The organism is Paenibacillus sp. FSL M7-0802 (assembly GCF_038004945.1).
Lineage (GTDB): Bacteria > Bacillota > Bacilli > Paenibacillales > Paenibacillaceae > Paenibacillus > Paenibacillus polymyxa_B.
The window spans coordinates 5782935-5808513 of the sequence record NZ_JBBOSD010000001.1; the positions used below are offsets into that span (position 1 = coordinate 5782935).

The window sequence follows — 25579 nt, forward strand, 5'->3', positions numbered from 1 at the left end:
TGATCTAAACAGATAACTTACAGTCCACTATTCACCACAACACACAAACTGATGTTCATTCGAAGGTCATGTTTGATTTTCGTGTGTAAAACTGGGTGGAGAGTTGGCTATTTCTGATGAGACGTGCGAATACAGGTGGGTTCCAAAGGAAAATGTTCAATTCAGTAAGCCCATTAATATACGGGTGAAACCTTCTTCCAAGATGAGCCACTATACAATCCAACGTTTGCTTTCTTCAGGCACAACAGGCTTGGTTTCATCTGAACGGGCAGGATAGAGCAATAGCGACAAGACCTATCCCAGTAGTTCTTTGGCTCCGTTCATCATTAAGGGCATAGCCTGTTTAACAAATGATTCCGCACTTATTGGGCACCCCTCATTGTTCCAAACGTAAGCAGCCCCATACATCCCCCAACTTAACATGATAGAAGCTGTATTTATTAAGAAGTGCGCGTTTGGACTCGATGGCATCTTGTCTTTGTCTATAAAGGAAAGAAGTATCGTTTGAATTTTTTCCTTTATTTGAATTTCGAATACAAGTCCAAGCGATGTATACCTTCTTTTGCACATCGTGCTTAGACCCTTGTGAAAATCGCACACACCCAGAAAAATACTCTGAATTGTTTCTTCATTTAGAACTTCGTGACCGTTTATTCTACGATTTATGATTGTCATAAATGATTCCATTAGTTTGGCCTCAAGAATTTCGAATTTATCTACAAAGTGCGCATAAAAAGTCGCTCTGTTAACAGTAGCCCGCTCTGCAATATCCCTAACGGTTATCGATTCAAAGTCTTTTTCTTGAATTAATGAAGCAAAAGCGTCTTGAAGGAGTCGCCGTGTACGTATCACACGAGGATCAGCTTCATTCTTTTTAATGGTCATCGTTAAGATCTCCCCTAATAAAACGACATTATAGAAATGGTGTTGTCTATACAACGGTTTATGGTTATTGATGATTGCGTACCATTCGGTTGGTATTATAACATATAAATACAACAAGTGTTGTTCAAACTACTAATGTTGTATTGAAACAAAATGCAGAATGCTGCTTTTCCAAAAGGAGGAGAGAACCATGTCGGTTTCACAACCGTCACTAACGATGGAGCACCAACTTTTTTTTGATGTTATTGGAGAACGCCGGTCAGTTCGTAGCTATGATCCCGAGATCAAGATTTCGCGGGAGGAATTGACCGAAATATTGCGGCAAGCCACGCTCGCTCCTTCAGCCGCTAACCTGCAGCCGTGGCGTTTTCTAGTTATCGACTCGCCGGAGCTGAAGCAGAAGCTGCTTCCGATCGCATTCACTCAACAGCAAGTGGTCGAGGCTTCGGCTGTCATTGCGCTACTCGGAGATTTGGAGTGTTATAAATCGGCCGAGAAAATCTACGGAATGGCGGTCGATGCGGGTTACATGCCTGCAGAGACGGCTAAATCGTTCGTGGAACGCTATACCGGGATGTATTCGAGCATGCCGCCCGAGGCCATCCGCGAAAAAGTTTATACCGACGGCGGGCTAGTATCGATGCAACTCATGCTTGTCGCCCGCGCTAAAGGCTACGACACGGTATCGATGGGCGGCTACAACAAACAAAAGTTCATGGAAGCGTTCCGGATATCAGAACGCTACGTTCCGATTATGCTGATCGCCATCGGCAAGGCGGCGAAGCCCGGTCATCCGACGGTGAGGCTGGCAGTTGATGATGTAGCTTTCTTTAACGAAATGCCTAGAGAATAACAAAATGAAAAAGACTTGGCGCCCGCATAATCAACGGCCAGCAGAGACTTGAGGGATACCATCGTTAATTTCAATTCTTGTTTTGCTCGATTGCTCGGGACGGTAGTACAAAAAGATACCAGCTTGAAGCGCTCGCAAAGATTGAACAGCAGATGCTAATGTTGTAATCGTTCCTTTCGAATAACAACGAAGTTATTGGTGGTATTCAGCTTACAATTAATTATTCCGAGGTTTTCGAGATTAGGTACAACATGAGGTTAAATTGAGGGTGTTCGTGTAGACAGGATTATTATGGCAAAGGAATTGGAGAGTCCCCATTTTGTTATACTATTAATGAGGCTAAAACAATGGGTTACGAAATAATCTAACTGACAACCATACACACCGTAAAGATGCTACAGATTCAATAAACGACTTGGATTTGTTGCTAGTCAAGATAGTATGAAATTCACTCAGTAATTAGTCCATACAACTAACGCGAAACGTTAGTTGTACAACAGTATGGAGCAGTTTTGCCAGTTGGCAGCTGCTCCATTTTTATTAAGCTAACCAGGCTAGCGCAGCCGGCCAAACGATCGGCTGATCTTTTCATTACGCTTATGGGCAGGTTAGTGGAATTAATGTAAAGAAGGGAACACTTCATAACCGTGGCCTAGAATTGCCGAACCCCATTAGGTAGCGTTTGCGTAAAAGCGAAAGGATAAAGTTCTGAGATACATTCAATGCTACTTCGGATAAACTTGATTCTTTTCAAATAAATTCCTAACCTGATCGGCCATAAATTGTGTGGAATGCGGCATTTGATGACGTACCCACCACTCCACAATGCCAATAAAAGCAGAGGCCATGAATTGGGCTTTTAACTCATTGTCGATAACGGGCTTATTGTCAGTACTTTCCATTTTATTCATAAGATTGACTGAGATGAAATTCAGCAATCGGTCCCGGAATAGAAAGGCTCTTTGATTGGAAAACATAGCAGAGAAAAACTGGAAATTGTCACGCAAATAATCAAAAACCGGTTTGGGCTCTTGTACCATTCCTTGGCTAAGCGGATTGGCCTCCCGTTTCTTGCACAACGAAATCAATTCGTTGATGTGATCTTCAATGCATTTATCCAAAAGGTCGTATTTGTCACTGTAATGCAGATAAACGGTGCCGCGGTTAACATTGGCAAGCTCCGCTATCTCGTTAATAGTGATTTGTTCAAAATCTTTTTCCGAAAAAAGCTCCAGAAACGACTTCGTTATGGACTGCTTGGTTCGGAGAATGCGTCGGTCGGTTTTAACAGCGTTTTCCATTCCTTTCGTTACCTCCTTCAGTTAATCAACAATTCTTAGGGTGTTGTTGTATATAAAACAAATACGCATCCATTAACCATTGAGTAATCGGGGCTTCTGTCTATAATATTAATCAACGACCGTTAAATATTCAACACACGTCACCAAGAAAAATTTTGGGTAAAGGAGCATTTAACAATGGAAAATATACGAGATAAAGTGGTGATTATAACTGGAGCCTCCAGCGGAATAGGGAAAGCTACAGCGAAGTTGTTGGCACAAAATGGCGCAAAGGTGGTATTGGCAGCCAGAAGAGAGGAACGTCTGCATGCGATTGCTAATGAAATTAAACAGGGTGGCGGCGAGGCCGTTTCTGTAAAAGCAGACGTCGTTTCTGCCGAAGATATGCAGAATTTGGCCAAGTTTACCTTAAGTGTGTATGGCCGAATTGATGTATTGGTGAACAATGCAGGGGTCATGCCGAGTTCCAGGCTGAATGAATTAAGAGTAGAAGAGTGGGATCAAATGATCGATGTGAACATCAAAGGCGTTTTATACGGTATCGCAGCGGTATTGCCTACCATGCGGGAGCAGCAGTCCGGTCATATCATTAACCTATCCTCTACAGCCGGTTATCATGTGTCCCCTACAAATGCCGTATACGCGGCCACCAAGTTCGCAGTTAGAGCCATCTCGGAAGGGCTGCGCTTGGAAGAGTCTTCGACTTCGCGTATTAGATCTACCTTGATTGCTCCTGGTCTGACGAAGACCGAACTTTTTGACAGCATTACCAGCCCGGAAGTGCAGACGATCGCCAATCAAATAAGCGGCATAGGGATTTCTCCTTACAGTATTGCTAGAGCCATCGCGTTTGCCATTAATGAACCTGATGACACCCTAATCAGTGAAATTATGGTTAGGCCGACCGCGTTGCCTTGAACATTTCCAAACAAGATGATAGGGAATTTTCCTTATGGCTGAAAATCAAAATACTGGTCATCCACCATCTAAGGCTATTATCCAACTGTAAGCTGATAACGGAAAGATGAATTTACTTTATATATAACAAGAGCTATCATGTTAAATTGTTTTTTGAACTAACTGGGAACGTTAGTTCAATGAAACAGCGACAGTCTAGGACTTTATTTTCTGTCGCTGTTTCAATTTCTAGGGTAAGTCTAAAACTTATTTTATGGAGTCTGACGGTATGACAATTCAAAAAGCCGCGCGGAATAAGAACATCCAGTCTAATCGGGAGACAAGAACATGGTCCCATTGAAAGTCACTATTATAGCGGCTTTTTTGTTTTATCGGTACAGGTTCTTGTCCCGATTGCCGTAATGAACACAAACATGATCCAATTAACAATTAGACATTTATCTATACATTTGTAAAATAGCAAATGTCGTTATGCTTACCTCAGAAATTTCAGAGTAAGACTTTAAATTTCATCAGTGGGGAGACGATTGCCCCTGATCCGCCCCAAATGCTCTTCTACTGCCATCTGCAGGAGCGCTAGAAGCTTTACTACAAAACCGCAGTGAAAGAAACAGACCACTTCAGATTGAAGTAAAAGTAATTTAAGTAATTTAGTTTAAGAAAAAGGAATGCTTAAAGTCGATCTGAAAAATGCCTGTTAGTGGTCGTGGAGCACTTAGTGATCTTAATGCACCTTCATATCTATTCTCTATATTAACTGACCCTCGCATCAAAAACATCGAATAAGATTGATCAAGGAGTGGATTTTGAATAATGATGTCTTTAACCCACAGTAACAACCATCATCAGATTCCAAGTGGTTTTTCGAGCACATTTTAACAACCTGCGAAAATGATCGTCAATCGAATTGATGTAATTTGACATAGGCTTAACAATTAATAAAATTCTTGGTTTCGAGGGGGGATTGGAGAAATGTAGCTGTAGTTCAGCAAACCTGGAGCTGTCATATATACGAGTGAGACAAAATGGAATCAACCCGGGCAATACCAAATCTGCACTGCTAAGTGTCATTTCCTCCGTTGTGGCAGATGTGGGTTCCTCTCCATAGGACGTCATGTACCAGAATTCATCACCTCTCACGTCTACATGTTGCAGCTCAGCCTCGTCTACCGTTGTACCCAACCCGGAACTCGTTGATACGATTGAATTCATTGGAATAGATGGATTTTAACCTGAAAAATATCGAGGGAAAATCATTTTTTTCATCACTATATTGTACAACCTGTTGTCTATAAAGTGGGATGTAAACGAATACAACAATTGAATTCATCATGTTATTATGAATCCACAGCAAGAAAGAAGTTAATCCTGCTGAGTAAAAGGAAATATAAAACAATTTGCAAGGAGGATTTTTTCAACCCTTTGGGATTGGAAATGGATTTAAAACTAGCTTCGAAAACTAACATACCAGGAGGAATTAACATGTCAAATTCAAAAATTAAAATCGCCGTAGCTTGTGGAAGCGGAGTAGCAACTTCTACTATCGCAGCAGATGGAGTGAAAGAGGTATTAAAAGAAGCAGGAATTGAACATTACGATATCATTAAAACGAGTATGGCGGAATTACCGAATATTATTGACAACGTCGATATTGTTCTGACAACTAATAATTTTAAAACCGATGAAAAGCCATATATGAACATCATGGGATTTGTAACAGGGCTTAATGAAGAAAAATTGAAAAATCAATTGGCTGAAAAACTGCTGGATTTAAAAAATAGTTAAGGTGGTAGATCATAATGGATACTGTGCATAATATTATTAAATCTATTACTGATATGGGAGCAACAGCTATTTTACCAATAATAATCACCGTATTAGGTCTAGTTTTTCGAATGAAAATTGGAAACGCTATCAAATCAGGCCTTTTAGTTGGGGTAGGCTTCTTAGGTTTAACATTAGTTGTTGGCTTGCTCAATTCCTCCCTAAAACCGGCAGTTGATTATTATGCAAAAATCGGTTCTGGATTTACAATTGCAGATATTGGATGGCCAGCTGTAGGGGCGGCATCTTGGGTGCCTCCTTTTGCAGCATTAGCAATTCCTCTTGGTTTAATTATTAATCTAGTATTAGTTCGACTTAGATGGACAAAAACGTTAAATGTGGATATATGGAATTACATGCATTTTCTAATTCCAGGAGCTTTGGCTTACTTTCTTTTTGACAGTTTCTGGTTAGGGTTGGTAGTAACATTGGTGATGTCTGTTATTGCTCTATTCGTTGGTGATTTAATTGCTTCAAAATGGCAAGAATACTTTGGTTTAGAAGGTACAACCTGCACAACTATTATTTATTCAGCTTGGGGTTATCCGATTGCCTGGCTGGTAAATAGAATCATTGATTTCATTCCTGGTTTAAATAAATTGGAGTTTTCTCTGAGTAAAATTAATAAAAAAATAGGCGTTCTCGGGGACCCAGTTATTATTGGATTTATTGTTGGATTAGTTTTAGGGGCAATTACTAAAAGACCTGTTACAGAGATTGTGACTATGGCCACAGGGATAGCTGGAGTTATGGTATTAATGCCTAAAGTTGTTGGAGTGATGATGGACGGGCTATCTCCAATTGGGAAATCGGCAAAAGACTTTATGATTAAACGCATGGGGAATAACTCCAATCTAAATGTGGGGATGGATATTGCGCTAGGCTTAGGCGATCCGACTACTATTACAACTACAGTCGTTTCTATTCCAATTGTTATGTTATTGGCACTCATTTTACCTGGAGTTCAGTTCTTTCCAATAGGACTGTTAATGTCTGTTACCTATATTTCTGTAATGTGTACGTTAACAAGTAAAGGAAATCTATTCCGTTCTATTGTGTCGACAGTAGTATTTTGTATTATCACATTTTATTTGGCAGGATTTGTTGCACCAGGTGCAACACAGATGCTTAACAGCGCAGGTGTCGAGTTAAAAGGTTTAGGGACAGATGTTACTTTTTCTGAGATATGGAACTTATTAATTTATTGGGTAAGCACTTTAGTTAAATAAAGACTAGAGAAGAGGAAAAATAATGAATCTGATTTTACCTTCAATATTTGCTGCAGATTTAATGAACTTAAAAAGTGAATGCGATGTTTTATATGAAGAAGGATTTCAAGTACTTCATGTAGATATGATGGACGGAAATTTCGTCCCTCATATCGCATTTGGTCCAGAACAAATTAAAAATATAAAAAAACAAGTGAATATGAAATTAGATGTTCACATGATGGTATCAGCCCCAGAGCAGCATATAGCGAGTGTGTTGGACACTGGAGCAGAAATGATATCAGTTCACTATGAATCAACTCCTCATATTCGTTTTGTCATTGATCAGATTAAGCAACATGGAAGGAAAGCAGGGATCGTCATTAATCCTGGGACGGACACCTTTTTATTGAAACCTTTTCTAAACATCATTGACTATGTTCTAGTTATGTCGATCAATCCAGGAAGACCTAATCAAGTTTTTATGGAAGAAACGATTGATAGAATAAGAGAACTGAAAGTAATGATAGGTCAACGAGATATTCAGATCGAAGTTGATGGTGGAGTCGATGAGAGTATAGCTAGTCAATGTATCGAAGCTGGAGCATCTTTGGTTGTCATCGGATCATATTTATTTTCGAATAACAAAGCACATGTGAAGAATTTGAAAAGTCTAGAACATGGAGAGAGAAAGGATGAGAGAAAATGAAATCATTAAAACTGTATGGTGCCAGAGACATACGTTTTGGAGGAGCGGAAAAACCTCAAATACTGGATGGAAAAGATGTCATTGTAAAAATAAAAGCATGTGGCATTTGTGGATCTGATATCTCTCGATATAAAAAATTGGGTGCAGTCACACCTGGTCAGGTATGGGGACATGAATTTGCAGGTGTTGTAGAACAAGTTGGCGATCAAGTAACAGATCTAAAAGTTGGAGACCATGTTGCTGGATGTCCAGCACTAATTGAAGAAGATGATTATTATTATCGAGCAGGTCAACCAGCTAGAGCGAATTCATTGCATGCAATAGGTGCTAAGGAACCTGGTGGATTCGCCGAATACATTAAACTCCCAGAGAAGAATTTAGTTAAAGTACCTGATGATTTGGATTTCGAATCAGCTTCTATGGTAGAACCTTCTACTGTAGTTTTACATGGGTATTATCGAACCAATCTATCGGTGGGCGACGATGTGGTCATTGTTGGAGCAGGGGGAACCATTGGGTTGTTTGCTGTTCAATGGGCAAAAATATTTGGCGCGAAAAAAGTAATTGCGGTTGATATTGATGATGAAAAACTTCAAATTGCGAAGGAATTAGGCGCCGATTATACGATAAATTCTCTGAATGAAGATGTTCTGACAAAGGTCGCTGAATATACGGATGGCATGAATGCAGATATTGTAGTTGAAGCAGCTGGAACGCCCCATACAGCAGCAACTGTGTTTGGTTACGCCAAAAAAGGCGGCGGAGTTGTGTTCCTAGGTATCCCTTATGCAGACGTTGCGATGGAAAGATTTTATTTTGAAAAAATCCTAAGAAGTGAGTTAACCGTGTGGGGATCATGGAGTTGTGTATCCGCACCATTCCCAGGTAAGGAATGGGCAACGACTGTTCACTTTATGCACAATAACAGATTAAATACTAAAAAAATGATTACACATCGTATACCGCTTGAAGAAGGTTCAGAAATGTTTGAACGATTAATGGAAAGAAAAGAACTTATCGGCAAGGTAATCATGTATCCAGAAAGCTGAAGGTGAACTTATGGACAAATTAATTAAACAAATGGAAGTCATTATGAAAGAATTAGAAAGAAGTATTTCCTTAATGAATGTTGGTGAAAGTGAACAAATTCTACAAGTCTTGTATAATACAAAGCGGATTTTCCTTGCTGGTTCAGGGAGATCAGGTTTAGCGATCCGTGCTTTCGCTAATCGACTGTTGCACTTAGGTAAAACGGTTTATATTGTTGGTGATATTACTACTCCAAGCATTCAAGCAGAGGATATTTTATTTATTGGTTCTGGTTCAGGAGAAACCGCTGGTCTAATAGTAAATGCAAAAAAAGCAAAGCAATCAGGAGCAAAGGTAATTCTTAATACAACGAATTCGCAGTCGACTTTGGGGAAACTAGCTGATTACATGCTTTTAATTAATGTTGACAATAAAGAAACGGATACTGATTTAATGGAATCTTCTATTCAACCAATGGGATCGGCATTTGAGCAATTAAGTCTTCTCTTGTATGATGCGATTGTTTTGGAATGGGTAGCTAATTTTAATGAAACCTATGATGACATGAAATTAAGACATGCTAATTTGGAATAAACGTTTGATTTGAGGCAGAACAAAATTTCGATTCTTCACAGAGCGCCTCCAAGAGCAAAGATTAAATTGAGTAATTTGAATACGACCTAAACTTGAAGCCTCTTATATAATCCTCTGGAGCTGTCAATATTATTATTAACAAGGAAGGAGGAGAGAGAGCCATGCAGCTTGATGATAGAAGCAGCAGCTTGCTGCAAGAATTGTTATCAAATCCAAGTGTGAAGAGTAAGAACTTGGAACATAAGTATGGTTTAAGCCGCAGGCAAATCAGTTACAGCCTTGAAAAAATCAATGACTGGTTAGAGGGCCAACGCCTACCAAAAATTGAACGGAATAAACAGGGTGTTTTTATTGTTGATGCTACTCTCTTCTCTGCTGTGCCTAATGAAGTAAACAAGCCTTCGACAAAAAAATATATTTTTTCTGAAGCAGAGCGAGTAGAACTTATTATTCTGATCCTACTGAGTCGTAGTGAAGAATTATCTTTATTTCATTTTACCAGTTCCATTTACGTAAGCAAGAATACCATACTAAATGATCTAAAAGCAGCACAAGAATTAGTCGAACCTTATGATCTTAGTATCCGTTATTCCCGGTTATCTGGTTACTCAATTGAGGGTGTTGAATTTCAAAAAAGAAAGTTATTGATTGATGTCGTTAACAAAATTCATCACATGTACAATGGGGAAAAATGGGTTCAACAGTTAGCAGAGATCACTGAAAAAGAAGTGCAACAGATTCATGAACGTCTTGAAAAGATTGAAAGCCATCTGAGCTTGAAATTTACAGATGATAAGATGAAAACTTTGCCGCATATCCTACTGATCTTGCTGCGAAGAATCAAACTTGGGAAAACAATAAATTCCTCTCATATTAGCTATGAAGAATTATCGGATACCAAGGAGTACCAAGCGGTTCAAGAACTACTATCGGATTTGGTGCATATCCCGACCGAGGAAAGATTATTCATCACACTGCAAATTCTTACGACGAATGTTTCCTCATCTGAGCTCCTTGGGGAAGACATTGTATCAGATTTAAATCAGGCATTGAAAAAGATGCTGGAGCGATTCGAGAAAATGTCCTGCATCCTCTTACAAGACAAAAAGCAGTTGTTGCATATGATCATGCTGCATATAAAACCTGCATATTATCGCATTAAATACAAACTTACTATTACTAATCCACTACAAGAAACAATTAATAGTGAATTCATAGAACTGCACCACCTTGTAAAAAAGTCAGCAAAACCTTTAGCTGATTACATTGGCTGTGATATTCCAGATAGTGAATGCACTTATTTAACGATGCTGATAGGCGGTTGGTTAACAAAGCAAGGAGACAGCATTCTGAGTAAAACAAAAGCAGTAGTGGTTTGCGCTAACGGAGTATCCGTTTCTAAGCTTTTACTAATTACTTTGAATGATTTATTTCCTGAATTCATTTTTTTGGATTCCTTATCTGTGAGAGAATTCAAGATGTATGATTTGGAATATGACATTGTTTTTTCTTCCGTATATCTGCAAACGAACAAACGACTATTTATAGTCAAGCCAATATTACAAAAGGAAGAAAAGATCTCTCTACGAAAACAAGTGATGGAATTATTGCATGGATTCACTCCATCTGAATTAAGTTTGAAAAATATTCTGGAGATCGTTGAGAAATATGCAACCGTTCAGAACAGGCAACTTCTTGCAAAGGAATTACAACACTACTTTACAAGCCATCACTCGTTGTCTTTCAAATCACAACCCGAATTACAAAAGACAAATTTGCATGACCTGATAACGCCGGAGAATATTACATTGCTTCCTTCAGTATCATCTTGGGAAGAGGCTATACGATTAGGGGCGCTACCGCTGCTGCTTCAAGGGAGTATCCAACCTTCTTATGTAGAAGCTATGATCCAACATTACGATGTGGAAGATCCGTATATCATTATTAGCCCAAATGTGGCAATTCCTCATGATAGTCCTGAAAGTGGGGTAAACGAAGTAGCTATGAGCTTGCTCCGTTTAGAGCAAGGCGTTGAATTTGCAAGAAATAGGCCGATAAACATCGTTATTATCATAGCCGCTGTCGATAAACAACAGCACTTAAGGGCATTGGTTCAGTTAATGAAACTTGTTGAAAGTAAAGATGATTGTGAAGCTATCATTCAAGCCCAAAGTGCAATGGATATCCATAGTATCATCAAAAAATATGGTACGGATTATTAAAAAGATATCTATGTTTTCCGATTTTTATAAAAGGGAGTAATTATTATGAGCGCAAAAACGATAAATGGACTCGTGTTTGATCAGGATTTAATTCAACTGCACGCACGTTACGATTCGAGGGAAGAGCTTATCAAAAGCTTTGGAAAAAAGATAGAAGAGAAAAATTATGCCAAAAAAGGATATACAGAATCTTTGCTTCAACGTGAAATCGAATATCCGACCGGAATCAACATGGGGACAATTGGTATAGCAATTCCACATACAAATAAAGAATTCGTTAACGAAACTGCTATTGCCGTTGCAGTTTTAGATAATAGCATAGAGTTCGAGGATATGGGGGGATCTGATGTAACTGTCAACGCAGAAATTGTGATGGTACTTGTAGTAAAAAATCCTAAGATGCACATCTCATTTTTAAAGAACTTAACAAGTTTGTTTCAAGAAGAAAAATTCGTTAAACGTTTTCAAAATGCAACTAATCCTGCCGAGATCGAGGAAATACTCTTGAAGTTGCTTTAATAGAGACACATAAAATAATGTTGTAAAATTAATTAAATTGGTTGATGGGACCGGATATGAAATTGCGACATATAACAATGATGGAAAACTGGATTTACAGCCAAATACAGATTATCATCTCAAAGTAGAAGCGCAAGGCAATATCACTAAGGTTTATTTGAACAATAAATTAGTTATCGACACAAAAGATCAAACTTATAAAGAAGGATACTTTGGTCTCAATGTATATATATTCTTACCTTCAGTCAGTCATTTTCATCGACCTATCAATTATAAGGACGCGATGCTCTCGCTTCATTTTATTAATCGAGAGCAACAGGGATGCGCATCATAAATAATAAGTTTGAATTTTCACCAAGCTTTCCGTCATTCATTGGAAGGTGCCCTGATCAGTAGCATCTTTCCAATGAATGACGGACCTCTACATAAAAAGGTGTCCAGCGACCTTAGAGATAGTGGGACACCTTTTGCTGTTTTTACGCTTCATTCCTTGATTCAACCTTGCGCTACGAAACGATTAACTTCTTCCAACGACGGCAAGGCAGCAATCGCTCCAACTTTAGTACACACGATGGCGCCGACTTGATTGGCAAGTGTCACAAATTCCTCCTGCTGCTTCGCGTTGGAGGTAAATGCCTTAGGCTGACTCAGCTAGCCCTGTAATGATGTTTAATTCCTCTTCTGGATATTGTGATAAATTCCTCCAGCCTGCCGGGTCCATTTTCTATCAATGTCCTGCAGAGACAGCTGACGGTCAGCTCCGCGATTGAACACGAAATCCCGTTCGCCGTTAGCGGTAAGGGAAACAAAGGCAAGTGTAGTCGGAGTTGCCGGATCAAAAAGGAGCATGGACGTATCCACATGGTGCTCATCCAGAAAGGCTGAAACAAAAAAAGGTGGGATCTCAAACAGTTATTATAGGGAGACATACAGGCCTCAATTTCATTATTCTCCTGAGAAAAATTGGATGAACGATCCTAACGGCTTGGTTTACCATGAGGGAGAGTACCACCTGTTCTACCAGCATACGCCCCGTGATACGCGGCCTGACTTTGGTCGCATGTATTGGGGAGAACTCCCACCGACAATTCTGCCTGGAGAGGACGGAGCGAGCTTCTCGGGAAGTGCGGTGGTGGATAAGAACAGTACAAGCTGACTTTTCAACGAAGAAGGATCAGGCTTGATTGCAATTTATACGAATGAGGGCAATCGAAAAACGTTTGAGCAGATCTTTTCATTGGACATCAGATACCTATAATCTTAGGAGGTACCCAAGTCAGAATGCTGGACTGTACTAGATCTTGTTAAAGAGCATTAAAGACTACTCCAACTCAATTGAAAATTGATACAACCATTCGTCAATGCTGTGGTCAGGTACATTTAAAGCACGGTAGGTCGCTGGAACATCCGGGTATCCCCCTACATCTTCCTGACTATCAATTATCTTTCCTCGACCAGTCAGAAAATCGGAGATAATTCGTTGATCTGTTGCATCCCGGTCCTGCGGCCTTGCTCCTGCATGCTCAGTGACCTCCTTTACTACTTCTGAGGCAGCTAGTGCTTCAAGTCCTTCAACCCAAACAGGTGGATTGTCAAGTTCCTTGATTCCGCCAAAAGTCAGCGGGACTGACTTGCCATTACGGTCATAAGCAAGATTATCTTTGAGATAAGCCCAGCCGCTTTTACTGTTCGTTCCGACAATTCCTAACCCTTTAATCGTATCTACTCCATGCCGCATGTAATTCCCGACGATACTGACTCTAGGGCCTTCCGGTTTGATCCCCGTATCCGTCCATTCATTCTCCACGAATCCGAGTCGAATTGCCCATTTTCCTGGATTATAAATGACATTGTTAACAATTACGCCCGTCGAGAATGCTTTGAACCACGGATTACGTTCCATGTTATGGGCATAAAGGTTTCCGATGACTGCCACGTCCTGGACGTAATCATGAACGAGCGTGCCCATGGAATGGGGGCCCTTCTCATGAACGGAATTATACAGGCCTTCGGCGATAATACTATTACTGAGTGTTACACGGTGGGTAGTCGCCTTGGTTCCGCTGGTACGAGGACCTGAGAAGGACATGTTCTCATCCACTCCCCAAGAAAAGGAGCAATGGTCAATGACAATGTTATAAGCGGAGGCTCCGTAAGTGGATACATCTGGTTCAAAGCCTGCGCCTTGAGTGCTGTCACCGTTGCCCATCCGAAACCGGACGTGCTGCATCAACACATCATGCGTTCTGATCTGCATACCTCCCTGGATGAATGTAATGCCAGGGGAGGGAGCCGTTTGACCTGCGATGGTCACGTAGGGTTCTCTTAGCTCAAGACGCTCCTTTTCTAGATTTATGACACCGCCGACTTCAAATACAATAATCCGCGGTCCCTTGGTTTCTAATGCCGCACGAAATGAGCCTTGCCCGTCATTGTTCAGGTTGGTCACTTTGATTATTTTTCCGCCCCGGCCTGCTGAAGTGTCAGTCCCGTATCCCACGGCTCCCGGGAACACCGGTTGTGCTCCGGCTTCACCCGCTGTTACAGCCCCCATCATCCATATCCACAACAACAACATACATAAGCCTACCTTCCATCCTTGTTGCAAACAGCTTCGTACATCCATTTAGGATATTCCTCCTTTTTTTCTCATGCTAAGGATAATATATATATCCTAATATAGCTTTTTTTGAAAGTGGTTCCAACTATTTCAGCATAAAAAGATTTGAATCAGCCGTTTTTGTCGAATCTATCGCTGGCTGTATCAGGCCGCCTTGCCCAAGCGAATATGGAGGTGCTACGGAACAAAGTTAAGCGGAGGATGTCTGTTAATAATTACTCTAAAAAAGAAAGGGATTTAGTAGGCTTGAGAAAAAATCTTTTTAAAGTTACTTTAATAATTTTAAGTATAATCATATCTATTATTTTGTTATTTATTGTTTATGTGACACAAGTTGAAAAACGCAGTATTCAAAGCAAGGTAATAGAAATATCTATGTCTTTAAGCGGATTAAAGAATGAGCCTACACAATTCAAGGAAGCTGCAATTAATAATAATGAAAAGCCATATATTATTCCGAAGGACGTAAAATTTACAGCTAATGTTGAGTTGCAAACAATTGATAATATGGAAGTATTCTCTCTAAGTAATAAAGATCAGAAAAGTGAAAAGCGGTAAGAAATGGGCTGGGCACACCAATACAAGTAATCAAATGAATTGATAAAGAAAAGGATTGAGATATTACGAATGCTTGGGTAGTTCAGCAAAGTATTGGACAAACAGACTGGTTAGAGCCCGTAACCGAGGAAGTGTATATAATAAACTCTAATAAAAAATGAAAAAAACACTAAAACAACGGCAGCCGATCGTCTGCTGTTGTTTTAGTGTTTCGTTGTATACTGTAACCTTTATGGAAAAGGGAAACTGCCTCTTTCTTGACAGAACAGCTATTCGCGCTCAAAAGGCTGCAGATATAAGGATGACGAGAACTACCCTTTCTAACAAGGACCCAACTTGCGTAGCCATGACTTGCGGTGATAGGGCATTCCATTTCGAATCCACCATTCAATGACCCCTACATAAGCAATCCCAGCATATTGCAATATCACATCTTCGAATAAATCCGTGTCTGAGATCATCAAAAATTCTTTTAATATTATCTCTAAGCAAATATACTGTGTTGACCCTATTCCGAGTTGGTCGAAAGGAAGGGTTGTTGTCATAGGAGATGCGCACACACAATAAACCCGAATACTGGATATGGAAGCTCAGTGGCCTTGGAAGACGCGCTATACTTAGCGAAGATGTTACAGAAACATCATTATACCGACGTATTTCGAAACGAATCGTAAAGATCGTATAAAGGCTATTCAGGATACCGTAAAAACCTTTGATGTAAATAAAGGGTTTGATTTTAGTAATGGTTTTGATATTGGTATGTTTAGTGGAACCGGCATTGATCCAGAATACAAGGTTTATTGGAATAATTAATCCCCGAGTTTTCATAATTGGCCAATACCTCCATAGCTGTGGAGGTTATTTGGTTTGATCGGAAAAAGGATAGCATGAACAAAACGTTTGTCAATTTGTCTACTCTCAATAATTTTTACAATGTACTCTTCATGAATAACACGGAGATCCACGTGCAATCCTCAAGAATTTCTTCATAAAGAGTTCATTTCTTAATGATATGGGTGACATGAGGCACTTTAGCGATGCAGGCTGGATAAGAACATAGTCCCAAAATAATAAAAGTTGCAATTGAATTTTTTTTGGTTTACAATACACACAAATGATACAATATTCTATCAATAAATAAAGTTTTATTTCATTTTTAGCTTTGAGAGGAATGATGAAGGTGTAAAAAAGAAAGGTAATCCCCTAATCCCCGAGCTTATGAACCACATTAGTTGACGAAATCAAGCGGTCTACGTTTTTCGGGATGAACTAGGCCGTTTAAAGATAAATACTTTATTATAAGTTATTTATGTATGATGTGACAGCAGGATTGGGATGATTCTAATAATGACAGTTAAGGAGAGATTTTCATGGCATGGTTGTTTCTTATTGTTGGAGGAATTTTAGAGATAGGTTGGGCCTTAGGTTTGGCATTTTCAGATGGGTTTACAAAAATAGAAATTGTAATCCCTACTGTCATTCTAATGGTTGGAAGCTTCTATTTTTTTGCGAAATCCATAAAAATCCTACCTGTATCTACAGCCTATGCAGTTTTTACGGGACTTGGTTCTTTTGGTACCGCTCTTGTTGGAATGATTTTTTTAGGAGATAAAGTAAGTGCACTTAAAATAATGTTAGTGTGTACGCTGATTTTTTGTATTATAGGTCTAAAGTTAGTATCTAATCAACCAAAAGAAGAAGCAGGTGTATAGAATATGAGTTGGTTCTTTTTAGTTCTAGCAGGTTTATTTGAAGTTGGTGGGGTCATATTTTTGAAATTTTCAGAAGGTTTCACTAAACTGAAGCATACATTAACTTTCGCTTTGTTTCTCGGGTTAAGTTTTATTTTCCTTTCTTTGTCTTTAAGAGAAATTCCAATCAGTATTGGCTACGGGATCTGGACAGGTATTGGTGCCTCAGGAAGTGTACTGTTAGGTATGTATGTTTTCAAAGAGCCTAAGAATGTTAAAAAATTAGCATTCGTTGGCGGAATTATCTTTAGTATAGTTGGATTAAAGTTAGTATCCTAGCAATTAAAAAAACCAATAAATTTGAGGTGTGATTCCTGTTATACTTTCAAGTGAACCACTATTGAATGCAAAAAACATTTGCTCACCAAGAGGTGCGATATGAAGAAGCAAGAACTTACGTCAATTAAGCAAATACGATTGAATACTATTTTAGATGAAGCGACTAAGTGCTTGATTGAGAAGCCGAGTGCTTCCATGCATGAGATTGCCGAATCTGCAGGAATCGGCATTGCAACCTTGCATCGTTATGTTGAGAGCCGGGAACAATTGATGATTTATTTAGGGTTTCGTGCTATAGAAGTTGTTGCAGAGACTACGAAAGATATCAGGTTGGATGAAGAGAATTACGAAACCTATATTCCTGAGCTCATTGAGGCCTTGATTCCACTCGGTGATAAAATTTATTTTCTGAACCATGATGCTAGCGTCAATGCTAACAAAGAAATCGAGGAAGAAGATGAGAAGTTAAGAGAACCTATACTGCATGCAATTGGGTTTCTGCAACAGAAAGGGTATTTTCGTGAAAATATTGACAAGAACTGGATTGTCAATGTACTGTACTCACTTCTATTTCTTACTTGGCAGCAAGTAGTCGAAGGGAATATTGCCAGAAATTCCGCAGCTGAGTTGGTTGTGAATACTTTTTATCATGGTTTTAAAGAGCATAAATTGTAAGTGCACAGTGCTTAACAATGATACAATTTAGTTTCAAAAGATACATTATATATCATTCACAGGGAAGTAAACTTCTCTAATCAAGTATTGAAGGCGGGGATGATGTATGTTCATTGAAAATGCGATGGGGAAAATCAATATATCCAAACAAATTATTTCTAAAATTACTCTCAAATCAGCAAATGCTATTACCGGGATCACGTGTACATCAAATGGAATTATTGAAAATATTACTAGTCGCTTCGGCGGAAACAGTAGTCAAAATGGCATTGAGTTAAAGGAAACCGCTACGGGACTCGATATTCACTTATGCATAACCATTCAACACCGATTAAAAGTGCCAGAAGTCTGTAAGGTACTTCAATCGAATGTTAAGGAAGCTGTTGAAAATTTCACTGGAGTAAGCATTGACCGCGTTAATGTAACTATTGTGGGGGTATCCATTGATTGATCTCATACGGGAAACGTTAACCATTCATCAAACGAGAAGGTAGCCGATCAACTTGATCGACTACCTTTATCCGTTTTTTCTTGTATAAGAATCATTAGTAGGGGCGAACGGTTGTGGACAAGAGCATACATCTTGAAGTTATCCTAGATGTATGCGAGGTGCGGATAAGGGATAACTGTTTGTTGGGTCCTGGCGTTCATGTCTATACGGCACCACACCCCATAGATCCATATGAACGAATTAGAGACCCTGAAAATGGAGCACCTGTTTCTATTGGCAACAATGTTTGGGTATGCGGAAGAGCTGTGTCGATTGGCCATAAAGTAATCGTCGCATCAGGAGGGGGGAATCCTGCCAAAGAGATCCGCTCGATAAATCTGAGTGAGGATCTTAACTAAGAAGAAATATATTTAGTCTCATATAGATGTAAGATTTAAATTGAAGAGCTATATCCAAGACAGGATTGAACCATGAGGTTTGAGAATCTTTCATGTGAGTGATTGATTCAACTTCAGAAGGAATATGCAACGAAGCTCCTCTGCCACGTGAATCCTTACACTGGCTTAGCCCTAATCGACGATCCGGCGGTTATAACCATTCAGATCAATAATGAGGATTCGGTCTTTAAGGGCACGGAAGATATAAAGGATACGAAGGGCATCGTACCGTACCGACAGGAGTTGCAACGCCGCTTTAACCGGTACCTGCTTGCCAAATATGATACAAGGAAGAATCTGTCCGATGCCTGGACATTTAATGGCGTCTGTGCTCTAGGCACAGAGGAAGATCCGGAGGAGGGCACCGTGCTTTTCCCGGAGGGAGATTTCTATCAGGTTCAGAATAACCCTATGGGTGAATGGACAGGTATAGAGAGCCCCGCACGCTATGCCGATTTCACAGAATTCGGCATTTATATTAACCGTCGGTATTATGGCACAATGATTGACCATGTTCGCTCTCTGGGGGCGAAAGTACCCATTGTGACTAGCAACCTATTAAACGGCGCTGCGGATGTTTATTCCCATGCTGACGACGACTTGATGGAGAACAATACCTACTTCAACCATCCGATACCTCCCTTCGACGAGGCTAAGCCGAAAGTGGCAGATATGCGGGAATATGTAATGTAACTTCCAATCCATTGACCGTTCATAAGGACAGCTTGTTTCTTCGCACTAACATGCTTCCGATGGCCAGCACGGCAGTGGTGGCGGGCAACCCCTTTATCTTGAGCGAGTGGAACGAGTATGGTGTTAACCCGTTCCACTCCACGGCGTTCATTTCGATGGCAGCCTATGCCTGTCTGAACGACTGGGATGGTCTCATCGTTTATTGCTATCATACGTCTGAAAGCTGGAACGACCAGCCTGCCGATGAGATTACCAACATATTTGATGCTTACAACGATCCATCCCTGATCTGTCAGTTCGGTTTTATGGCCGCATTGTTTCTCGGGGACCTCGTGCGTCCGGCGGAGCACCGGGTGGATCTGGTCTTCACGCAGAACGATCTGAAGACCCTGCCGCCAGCTTTCAGTATGCCGAACGCCTATCTCCCTTACATTACAAGCCTGCGCAACGTATTCTTGGATCAAGGGGATGCCTATACCGGTGACGCAGACGTTGCTGTTACCGCCGGATTTGTAAAAAATGGCGATCTTTCTCAGGCTAAACGCGCCGTATATTACGCCTGGTCTCCATATCGGGACGCCCTGCGGCACGCGAACGGCGAAGGGCGGCTGGAGCGTCTTGCCGCGAAGGCAGATGAAGAACTGCCCGGAGCGAAGCTGGGCGACAGGATCCTGGTCTTCAATGAGATTGCTCCCTTGGCTGGCGAAGGCGATTACACTACGTTTGCCGCAAACCTGGATGTCGCGCTCAAGCGTTGGGGCCTTCTGCCCGCTGATAAAGCAAAACATCTAGCTGTAAAACTCTATACTGCCATTGCAGATAATCGTGTTTTTCACACCAACTTTGATTATATTTATAAATCTCTAGTTGAGGCCCACCCGTTTGTATTTTTGGATGTATTTATAGGGGATCATAACGAATTAGATTACTACATCGAACAGATATTCAGTGGACAATTGATGGTGAGTCCATTGAGAAGCATCCCCAATGAAACATTTATTGAATGGTGTAACATCAAAGGAAAAGCACATTATCCTTTAATAGCATCGGTTATTGAACCGTACATGCATGTAGCCGATCAATTGCAATGGACACCTGTAGCAATATTCCTGATCAATCATTATTCTGATCCTTCAGTTATTTTAGAAGAATTTATGCATGTCTTTCATCCAAATCAATGGGAAGGATCACTAGCAGATAAAATGGTAAAACGCCTTCCACTGTTAGAAAGCCTTATGATTCACGAAAATCCAGTTGTCTCACAGTGGGCTAAAAATAAAGAACCGATTTTGAAGAAAGAAATTATCAGAGTCCGTGAATGGGAACAATCACGAGAACAGAATCAGAATGAGCGTTTTGAATAATTGATTAAACGGTTTCGAGGTGTGTTGAAATCCTTGGAGATGGCAGGGTATTTGTAGAAAATATTGAATATTAAGATTAACAATCGCAATTTGATGAAAACTGTTTTGCGACTTATACTTACGTTAAGATTGATAAGTTATATAACAAAGTATTCTGTGAGGATAAATTAATATGAAGGATAAACAACTCAGTAATCCGATTTCTACGGGAGGCGGGGGAGGACATTTTGTGGCCCACGTTCAAGCTTCCTTTGTCATTTTAATGCTCACAGGAGGAGTTGCGCCTTGTTTTCCTCCTTGGCCTATTACTGAAATAAAACTATAAGGAAGAGTTGATGGGTTTAATACTGATGACTTTATTGTATTTATAGAAGAGTCTGCTTCAAAGAGAAAGCGAAAGTTACTTGGTCAGATCAAGCATAGGATTAAAATCACTCAAGGAGATGAAATATTCTCGGAAGTCATTCGAGCAGCGTGGAGTGATTTTAATAATCCTGAAATTTTTAATAAAGAAAAAGACATTATTGCACTAATCACGGGTCCACTGAATGCAACAGATTTTCATAATGTACAGTGGCTATTGAATCAGGCACGGCATACGAAAGATGTGGAGGAATTTGAGAGGCAGGTAGCCCAAGCCAATTTCAGTCCTTCTAAAAGTGAAGAAAAGTTGAACGTGATAAAGTATCATTTGAAGCTAGCCAATAATAATCAAGAGATGTCTGGCAAAGAACTTTATTCTTTTTTAAATCATTTTTATTTATTAGGGTATGATCTTGGAGAAGAGGAAGGAGAAATGGGAAGTAAATAATGTAAATCTCGAAACCCCTTATCTTATCTATGGATAGGGGGTGAATTATTGTTGTCAGAATGCAACGTATTGTGTAGAATTAAAGAAAATTATGGAAACATAATTGAGGTGGGGGTGGTCCCTCTATACTCAACTTATACAGAGGAATGAATAAAAATGCTTGGGAGAGGGGGGGAGTGTGTGTATAAAGAGCTTCTGAGCATAGCACAGCTAATGGGGGAAACAATGCGATTGGTTGGGTATGCCCGATACTACAAATCCCTTAACATTGATGGTTTACATTACATACATCAAGTAGAAGGTACCCAAGTGATCGCTATTGTTAAACCAAATCATAGTACTCATCATGAAGCTACAACATTTTTAATGAATCTATTATTAACGGAAAAGCTAAAAATGAATACGGTTACAGGGCATGCCCAGAATCTGAAAAAGTTCTTGGATTACATGATGTTCTGGAGGCTAGAGGAAGATTTTGAACATATCCATAATATCGAAGTAAAAGCAGGTGGACCGTATCCTATTGAAGTAATATTACTGGGATTTGCGGATTACCTTCGATGTATTCCAAAAGGTTACAAGCCATTTGAAGATTTAAAGGTGGCGACTCACGGGATTCATTGGTCTATGTTAAAGAATATCCCCCTTAACAAACATGCAATGGCAGAAGGGAAGCTATCAACCGTAATTCGAAGCAGTCATAACGATTTAAAGAAAACCAACTGGTGTGAGTACCCGTCTGGTGCACTTGCTCCGATCATCTATACTGCATGTGCATATCTGAAGTTCTTGCGTGATAGAACAACAAGATTTAAATACCTGCCATTAGAGCAGGTTCCGAGAAAAGAAATAAGAGATAATCATTCATTAATAGCGGGTACTGCGGGTAGTAGGGTGCGGATAGTGTTTGATGTGGAAAATATTGCTCGAGATTCCGGTACTGCAGGACCTGGAGGAGGGAAGAGCAGGCAAGCCTCTCCCATTAACCACGACAAGGTCTTTAGTGAGACCGAAGCAGACATGTTCTTTGAATTGATCGATCCGTATGAAAATGCTTTGGATCTTCTTCTCTTTGCGATATTGCGTTACTTTGGATTACGCCCTGGTGAAGCAGCTGAGATTCGAATTGAGCCGTCAACAATTCCTTCCAACTTAAACGTGTATCATACAGCAAGAGAGGAATTAACCGAGTCTCTTTCCGGGAACTTGCAGTTTGTAAAAGAACGCGGGTTGCGGGGGAATTGGGTCATTGATACGGGATGGAAAACGAAGGCTTCCTGCAGGGACGTGGCGTTGATAACTCACAAAACAATTGATCCATTTAGCAGGAAAAATATCCGATTTCCAACACAAGAGGAGTTCACTGATCTTCTGTATTGGGCACTTCTTCAGCGGCGGGAACTTTTGTCTTATTACACAAGTGAAGATCATGGCTATCTATTTGTATCAGAGTCAAACAATTCAAAAGGGAAGCCATTAAGTAAGAAAGGCGTTTACAGTAAGTATAATAATTTGGCTGATGACTTATTTCAACGAACTGGGGGAAGCGTAGACCTACGTTCCTACTATCCACACACCTTCCGACACTTATTCGCGACATCACTTCTCCTAAGATATCGCAGACCAATCGAAGAGATCAGCAAGTGGTTGGGGCATTCTTCTGTCGTGATTACGCGCGATACATATATTCATTGGATACCTGAGTCAAATAATGACACAGAAAAAGGTAAAGTAGATCATTTAGGGAGGGTATTTATGCGACAGGCGGAGATCTCAGAGGGAATCCACGCGCATGAGGAGGACTCGGAATGACACTAGAATGGACTCCATTATCGGAATTTCGCAAATTTTCAAAAAACACGCTGCGTTTGAATCATGTGAATCAAGTATTTTCTTCTATAAAAAATCCCGTCCTTCAATTATTTACTACATTTCCGGCCCCGGATAACTGGTTAGCTGTACCGCCTGAAGAGAGACCAACCTTTCGGCATCGCGACAGTCGAGACCTATGGTATGTCATTTTCTGGGCTTGGCATACAGGTTTTTGCAAGGGAAATGATGTAGTAGCACAATATCGTCGAAACGACTTGGTTTGTTACCTGTCAACCAGAGGTCGTGTTAATCTGTCGGATTTCCCCGTCAAAATGGGCCTCCTCAAAAATTCAGAAGCAGAACACATCCGCAAAAAAGACTCAAACCGTATAGGTTTGTTCAACAAACTATCTATACACCTTCTAGGTGTTATGAAACCGCTGGGCGATTTCACGGAAGAAGATATAGCGTTAGCGGATGTAATGCGTCCGAACGACAAACGTTATAACGCCAAGTGTTTAAAGGACATTCTTTTTGAGCTTGGATATTCGGATGAACCAGGAAGACGTAGGCAAAGAATACTGTTTGACGATTGCTGTGAGCATCCAAAGTGGGGGGATATCGCACGTGAGTTTCGCGAGCATTTAAAACGAAGTAATTCGCTAGACTATTATATTCGTAAAGCGGGCAGTGCTTTGCATAAATTTTTCAAATGGCTTGACCAGCACGGGGAGTCGGATGCTTCATCTCTCGAGTATGAAGATTTTCTCGATTTGTTTGATTACATTTCAAAGAATAACGATGGAGAGGAGTTTTCAGCTAAGTATACCGGGAACAATCTTCTACACATAAAGTTATTCTTTGATTGGGGGAAAGGTTCTCATACATTTTTTCCAACATACGTTGACTGGCCCAGTGATTTATATTCTGGAATTCATCGTGAGGCCCAAGAAGAAACATATTCCGGTGATGGCCTCGCTTTTGATGACCCAAACTTCCCGATGCTCATGAAGGAAGCAATTGAAAATTATCATCCCGAAGATGATGTTGAAGTTTTATGTCGCGCTTTTTGGTTAATTATTGCCTCATCACCGGTGCGTAAAACGTATCTGCTCAATCTTCAGGCTGAAGAATGTATGCTGCCATTGCCTAATGCTCCATCAGCGGTAGGATTATACAGCCCATATTCAGGTATTGAGAAAGCTAAACATCGTAACGGCCAATTTCCTATAATTGATTCTGCAGGTCTTAGAGCGGTCGAATTTTTACAGAAAAGATCGAGCGATAAAGCCTTCCGACCGATACGGAACGAAAGAGCGGATGCATCGTATGTGCATCTTTTTCAATTGGAGAAATATCCCTGGATTTTGAATGAAAGACAAATATATAGGTTTTTTGACAAGATAGCAGAATTTATTGGACATGGAGATAAAAAAGGGAAGGCTCATGGTTACAGACACTATCTCATAACTCACATTGCAATCGAAACCGGGAACAGTGAGTTAGCACGACTTGCTGCAGGTCATGAAAATCAAACCATGCTGAATCGATACTTACGAAGTAATCTCTCCCGTCAAGCATTGTTATTTGCTACTATTAAGAAATATCAGGATGGTGAGATTGCGGGACGGTTTATTTGGCGAATCTTCGAAGCACTTGCCAGCGAACAAACTGAGCCTGACGAATTGATAAAAGCTTTGGGATCTGAAGAGCTATCTTTAGATGAATTCTTTGCAAAATTCGGGCTTCCAGCTCCTACAGGTGTAGGAAGATGTTTAATACAGGGGGCTTGCCTTTTTGAGGCAAAGTGTTTTTCCTGTCATCATTTCGCCATACGAAAAAGTGAAGCAGCACAGGCATTTCATACTTTGGCCAGATTAACCAAGGACATGTGGAACATGATGCGAGGCAGTCGGGATTTTACAACCAAAAACGCCAAGGCGGCCGGATTAGCTACGCAAATAGCGTTGCTTGGGGACATGATTCGGCATTTCGGCTATAGTGACGAACAGATTCAAATAGAGGTTATCAGTCGACTAGTCTGAGCTTAGATTGGAAAGAGGTGA

General features: G+C 40.3%; 25 protein-coding genes and 4 pseudogenes. 23 read left to right on the forward strand and 6 right to left on the reverse strand.

The features are described 5' to 3' along the window. Positions 1-294 precede the first annotated feature (294 nt). Entirely contained in the window at positions 295-885 is a 591-nt protein-coding gene (locus MHB54_RS26445) for a TetR/AcrR family transcriptional regulator (protein WP_023988795.1), read from the reverse strand. A 190-nt stretch (positions 886-1075) separates the two neighbouring features. On the opposite strand from MHB54_RS26445, the gene MHB54_RS26450 reads away from it, so the two are divergent. Further along, positions 1076-1738 carry a nitroreductase family protein gene (locus MHB54_RS26450; protein ID WP_023988794.1) on the forward strand — a complete coding sequence of 221 codons (663 nt, stop codon included), beginning with the start codon at positions 1076-1078 and terminating at the stop codon, positions 1736-1738. 725 nt (positions 1739-2463) lie between these two features. Here MHB54_RS26450 and MHB54_RS26455 read toward each other — a convergent pair. After that, positions 2464-3039, reverse strand: coding sequence for a TetR/AcrR family transcriptional regulator (locus MHB54_RS26455; RefSeq protein ID WP_023988793.1), 576 nt, complete (start codon positions 3037-3039; stop codon positions 2464-2466). A 177-nt stretch (positions 3040-3216) separates the two neighbouring features. On the opposite strand from MHB54_RS26455, the gene MHB54_RS26460 reads away from it, so the two are divergent. Continuing rightward, on the forward strand, positions 3217-3957 hold the full coding sequence (locus MHB54_RS26460) for an SDR family oxidoreductase (protein ID WP_023988792.1): 741 nt from the start codon (positions 3217-3219) through the stop codon (positions 3955-3957). Between the two features lie 822 nt (positions 3958-4779). Here the strand turns inward: MHB54_RS26460 and MHB54_RS26465 are convergent. Further along, complete coding sequence (locus tag MHB54_RS26465) at positions 4780-5139, reverse strand: hypothetical protein (protein ID WP_028541587.1); 360 nt, start codon at positions 5137-5139, stop codon at positions 4780-4782. Positions 5140-5439: 300 nt separating this feature from the next. Here MHB54_RS26465 and MHB54_RS26470 point away from each other — a divergent pair, with 300 nt between their 5' ends. The 8 genes from MHB54_RS26470 to MHB54_RS26505 all read left to right on the forward strand — a co-directional run bounded on the left by MHB54_RS26470 (position 5440) and on the right by MHB54_RS26505 (position 12396). After that, positions 5440-5742 carry a PTS sugar transporter subunit IIB gene (locus MHB54_RS26470; protein ID WP_049828419.1) on the forward strand — a complete coding sequence of 101 codons (303 nt, stop codon included), beginning with the start codon at positions 5440-5442 and terminating at the stop codon, positions 5740-5742. A gap of 14 nt (positions 5743-5756) precedes the next feature. Next, entirely contained in the window at positions 5757-7010 is a 1254-nt protein-coding gene (locus MHB54_RS26475) for a PTS transporter subunit IIC (protein WP_023988790.1), read from the forward strand. Positions 7011-7032: 22 nt separating this feature from the next. Then, positions 7033-7698, forward strand: coding sequence for a ribulose-phosphate 3-epimerase (rpe, locus tag MHB54_RS26480; RefSeq protein ID WP_053325504.1), 666 nt, complete (start codon positions 7033-7035; stop codon positions 7696-7698). Then, positions 7695-8747, forward strand: coding sequence for a galactitol-1-phosphate 5-dehydrogenase (locus MHB54_RS26485; protein ID WP_023988788.1), 1053 nt, complete (start codon positions 7695-7697; stop codon positions 8745-8747). Before rpe ends, MHB54_RS26485 begins: the two co-directional genes overlap by 4 nt. 10 nt (positions 8748-8757) lie before the next feature. Beyond that, entirely contained in the window at positions 8758-9321 is a 564-nt protein-coding gene (hxlB, locus tag MHB54_RS26490; RefSeq protein ID WP_025722481.1) for a 6-phospho-3-hexuloisomerase, read from the forward strand. Positions 9322-9482: 161 nt separating this feature from the next. Continuing rightward, the gene (locus MHB54_RS26495; RefSeq protein ID WP_053325503.1) at positions 9483-11543 is read left to right on the forward strand and encodes a BglG family transcription antiterminator; all 2061 of its coding nucleotides are present in this window, start codon (positions 9483-9485) and stop codon (positions 11541-11543) included. A gap of 45 nt (positions 11544-11588) precedes the next feature. Continuing rightward, positions 11589-12062, forward strand: coding sequence for a PTS sugar transporter subunit IIA (locus MHB54_RS26500; protein ID WP_023988785.1), 474 nt, complete (start codon positions 11589-11591; stop codon positions 12060-12062). 37 nt (positions 12063-12099) lie between these two features. Further along, positions 12100-12396 carry a DUF6250 domain-containing protein gene (locus MHB54_RS26505; RefSeq protein WP_053325502.1) on the forward strand — a complete coding sequence of 99 codons (297 nt, stop codon included), beginning with the start codon at positions 12100-12102 and terminating at the stop codon, positions 12394-12396. Between the two features lie 371 nt (positions 12397-12767). On the opposite strand, the pseudogene MHB54_RS26510 reads toward MHB54_RS26505, so the two are convergent. Continuing rightward, a pseudogene (locus tag MHB54_RS26510) lies at positions 12768-12956 on the reverse strand (PfkB family carbohydrate kinase); the annotation flags it as partial. Here MHB54_RS26510 and MHB54_RS26515 point away from each other — a divergent pair. After that, positions 12910-13215: pseudogene (locus MHB54_RS26515) on the forward strand (hypothetical protein); the annotation flags it as partial. The pseudogenes MHB54_RS26510 and MHB54_RS26515 sit on opposite strands and share 47 nt — an antisense overlap. 168 nt (positions 13216-13383) lie before the next feature. Here the strand turns inward: MHB54_RS26515 and MHB54_RS26520 are convergent. Then, entirely contained in the window at positions 13384-14688 is a 1305-nt protein-coding gene (locus MHB54_RS26520) for a pectate lyase family protein (RefSeq protein WP_071558271.1), read from the reverse strand. Positions 14689-14787: 99 nt separating this feature from the next. Between MHB54_RS26520 and MHB54_RS26525 the strand changes: the two genes are divergently transcribed. Continuing rightward, complete coding sequence (locus MHB54_RS26525; protein WP_167348630.1) at positions 14788-15240, forward strand: hypothetical protein; 453 nt, start codon at positions 14788-14790, stop codon at positions 15238-15240. A 279-nt stretch (positions 15241-15519) separates the two neighbouring features. On the opposite strand, the pseudogene MHB54_RS26530 reads toward MHB54_RS26525, so the two are convergent. Continuing rightward, positions 15520-15692 (reverse strand): annotated as a pseudogene (locus MHB54_RS26530) (TetR-like C-terminal domain-containing protein); the annotation flags it as partial. A 918-nt stretch (positions 15693-16610) separates the two neighbouring features. Between MHB54_RS26530 and MHB54_RS26535 the strand changes: the two are divergent. The 11 genes and pseudogenes from MHB54_RS26535 (at position 16611) to MHB54_RS26585 (ending at position 25558) form a co-directional block, all read left to right on the forward strand. Then, positions 16611-16952 carry a DMT family transporter gene (locus tag MHB54_RS26535; RefSeq protein ID WP_264453744.1) on the forward strand — a complete coding sequence of 114 codons (342 nt, stop codon included), beginning with the start codon at positions 16611-16613 and terminating at the stop codon, positions 16950-16952. 3 nt (positions 16953-16955) lie between these two features. Beyond that, entirely contained in the window at positions 16956-17270 is a 315-nt protein-coding gene (locus tag MHB54_RS26540; protein WP_053325498.1) for a DMT family transporter, read from the forward strand. 99 nt (positions 17271-17369) lie between these two features. Then, on the forward strand, positions 17370-17945 hold the full coding sequence (locus tag MHB54_RS26545; protein ID WP_053325497.1) for a TetR/AcrR family transcriptional regulator: 576 nt from the start codon (positions 17370-17372) through the stop codon (positions 17943-17945). Positions 17946-18051: 106 nt separating this feature from the next. Continuing rightward, positions 18052-18396 carry an Asp23/Gls24 family envelope stress response protein gene (locus MHB54_RS26550; RefSeq protein WP_053325496.1) on the forward strand — a complete coding sequence of 115 codons (345 nt, stop codon included), beginning with the start codon at positions 18052-18054 and terminating at the stop codon, positions 18394-18396. 140 nt (positions 18397-18536) lie between these two features. Beyond that, positions 18537-18794: pseudogene (locus MHB54_RS26555) on the forward strand (acetyltransferase); the annotation flags it as partial. Between the two features lie 147 nt (positions 18795-18941). Next, the gene (locus tag MHB54_RS26560) at positions 18942-19526 is read left to right on the forward strand and encodes a hypothetical protein (protein WP_053325494.1); all 585 of its coding nucleotides are present in this window, start codon (positions 18942-18944) and stop codon (positions 19524-19526) included. A gap of 59 nt (positions 19527-19585) precedes the next feature. Next, positions 19586-20890, forward strand: a complete 1305-nt coding sequence (locus MHB54_RS26565) for a hypothetical protein (RefSeq protein WP_155613678.1) — start codon at positions 19586-19588, stop codon at positions 20888-20890. A gap of 172 nt (positions 20891-21062) precedes the next feature. Continuing rightward, positions 21063-21215, forward strand: coding sequence for a hypothetical protein (locus MHB54_RS26570; RefSeq protein WP_155613677.1), 153 nt, complete (start codon positions 21063-21065; stop codon positions 21213-21215). A gap of 282 nt (positions 21216-21497) precedes the next feature. Continuing rightward, the gene (locus MHB54_RS26575) at positions 21498-21701 is read left to right on the forward strand and encodes a hypothetical protein (protein ID WP_160790617.1); all 204 of its coding nucleotides are present in this window, start codon (positions 21498-21500) and stop codon (positions 21699-21701) included. Positions 21702-21881: 180 nt separating this feature from the next. After that, on the forward strand, positions 21882-23513 hold the full coding sequence (locus MHB54_RS26580; RefSeq protein WP_039274859.1) for a tyrosine-type recombinase/integrase: 1632 nt from the start codon (positions 21882-21884) through the stop codon (positions 23511-23513). Further along, the gene (locus MHB54_RS26585; RefSeq protein ID WP_264453746.1) at positions 23510-25558 is read left to right on the forward strand and encodes a hypothetical protein; all 2049 of its coding nucleotides are present in this window, start codon (positions 23510-23512) and stop codon (positions 25556-25558) included. The genes MHB54_RS26580 and MHB54_RS26585 overlap by 4 nt, the downstream gene beginning before the upstream one ends. Positions 25559-25579 lie beyond the last annotated feature (21 nt).

Coding starts and splice junctions, on each gene's coding strand:
- MHB54_RS26445 (WP_023988795.1), bottom strand. CDS start 885: ATGACCATTAAAAAGAATGAAGCTGATCCTCGTGTGATACGTACACGG.
- MHB54_RS26450 (WP_023988794.1), top strand. CDS start 1,076: ATGTCGGTTTCACAACCGTCACTAACGATGGAGCACCAACTTTTTTTT.
- MHB54_RS26455 (WP_023988793.1), bottom strand. CDS start 3,039: ATGGAAAACGCTGTTAAAACCGACCGACGCATTCTCCGAACCAAGCAG.
- MHB54_RS26460 (WP_023988792.1), top strand. CDS start 3,217: ATGGAAAATATACGAGATAAAGTGGTGATTATAACTGGAGCCTCCAGC.
- MHB54_RS26470 (WP_049828419.1), top strand. CDS start 5,440: ATGTCAAATTCAAAAATTAAAATCGCCGTAGCTTGTGGAAGCGGAGTA.
- MHB54_RS26475 (WP_023988790.1), top strand. CDS start 5,757: ATGGATACTGTGCATAATATTATTAAATCTATTACTGATATGGGAGCA.
- rpe (WP_053325504.1), top strand. CDS start 7,033: ATGAATCTGATTTTACCTTCAATATTTGCTGCAGATTTAATGAACTTA.
- MHB54_RS26485 (WP_023988788.1), top strand. CDS start 7,695: ATGAAATCATTAAAACTGTATGGTGCCAGAGACATACGTTTTGGAGGA.
- hxlB (WP_025722481.1), top strand. CDS start 8,758: ATGGACAAATTAATTAAACAAATGGAAGTCATTATGAAAGAATTAGAA.
- MHB54_RS26495 (WP_053325503.1), top strand. CDS start 9,483: ATGCAGCTTGATGATAGAAGCAGCAGCTTGCTGCAAGAATTGTTATCA.
- MHB54_RS26500 (WP_023988785.1), top strand. CDS start 11,589: ATGAGCGCAAAAACGATAAATGGACTCGTGTTTGATCAGGATTTAATT.
- MHB54_RS26520 (WP_071558271.1), bottom strand. CDS start 14,688: ATGGATGTACGAAGCTGTTTGCAACAAGGATGGAAGGTAGGCTTATGT.
- MHB54_RS26535 (WP_264453744.1), top strand. CDS start 16,611: ATGGCATGGTTGTTTCTTATTGTTGGAGGAATTTTAGAGATAGGTTGG.
- MHB54_RS26540 (WP_053325498.1), top strand. CDS start 16,956: ATGAGTTGGTTCTTTTTAGTTCTAGCAGGTTTATTTGAAGTTGGTGGG.
- MHB54_RS26545 (WP_053325497.1), top strand. CDS start 17,370: ATGAAGAAGCAAGAACTTACGTCAATTAAGCAAATACGATTGAATACT.
- MHB54_RS26550 (WP_053325496.1), top strand. CDS start 18,052: ATGTTCATTGAAAATGCGATGGGGAAAATCAATATATCCAAACAAATT.
- MHB54_RS26565 (WP_155613678.1), top strand. CDS start 19,586: ATGGCCAGCACGGCAGTGGTGGCGGGCAACCCCTTTATCTTGAGCGAG.
- MHB54_RS26570 (WP_155613677.1), top strand. CDS start 21,063: ATGAAGGATAAACAACTCAGTAATCCGATTTCTACGGGAGGCGGGGGA.
- MHB54_RS26585 (WP_264453746.1), top strand. CDS start 23,510: ATGACACTAGAATGGACTCCATTATCGGAATTTCGCAAATTTTCAAAA.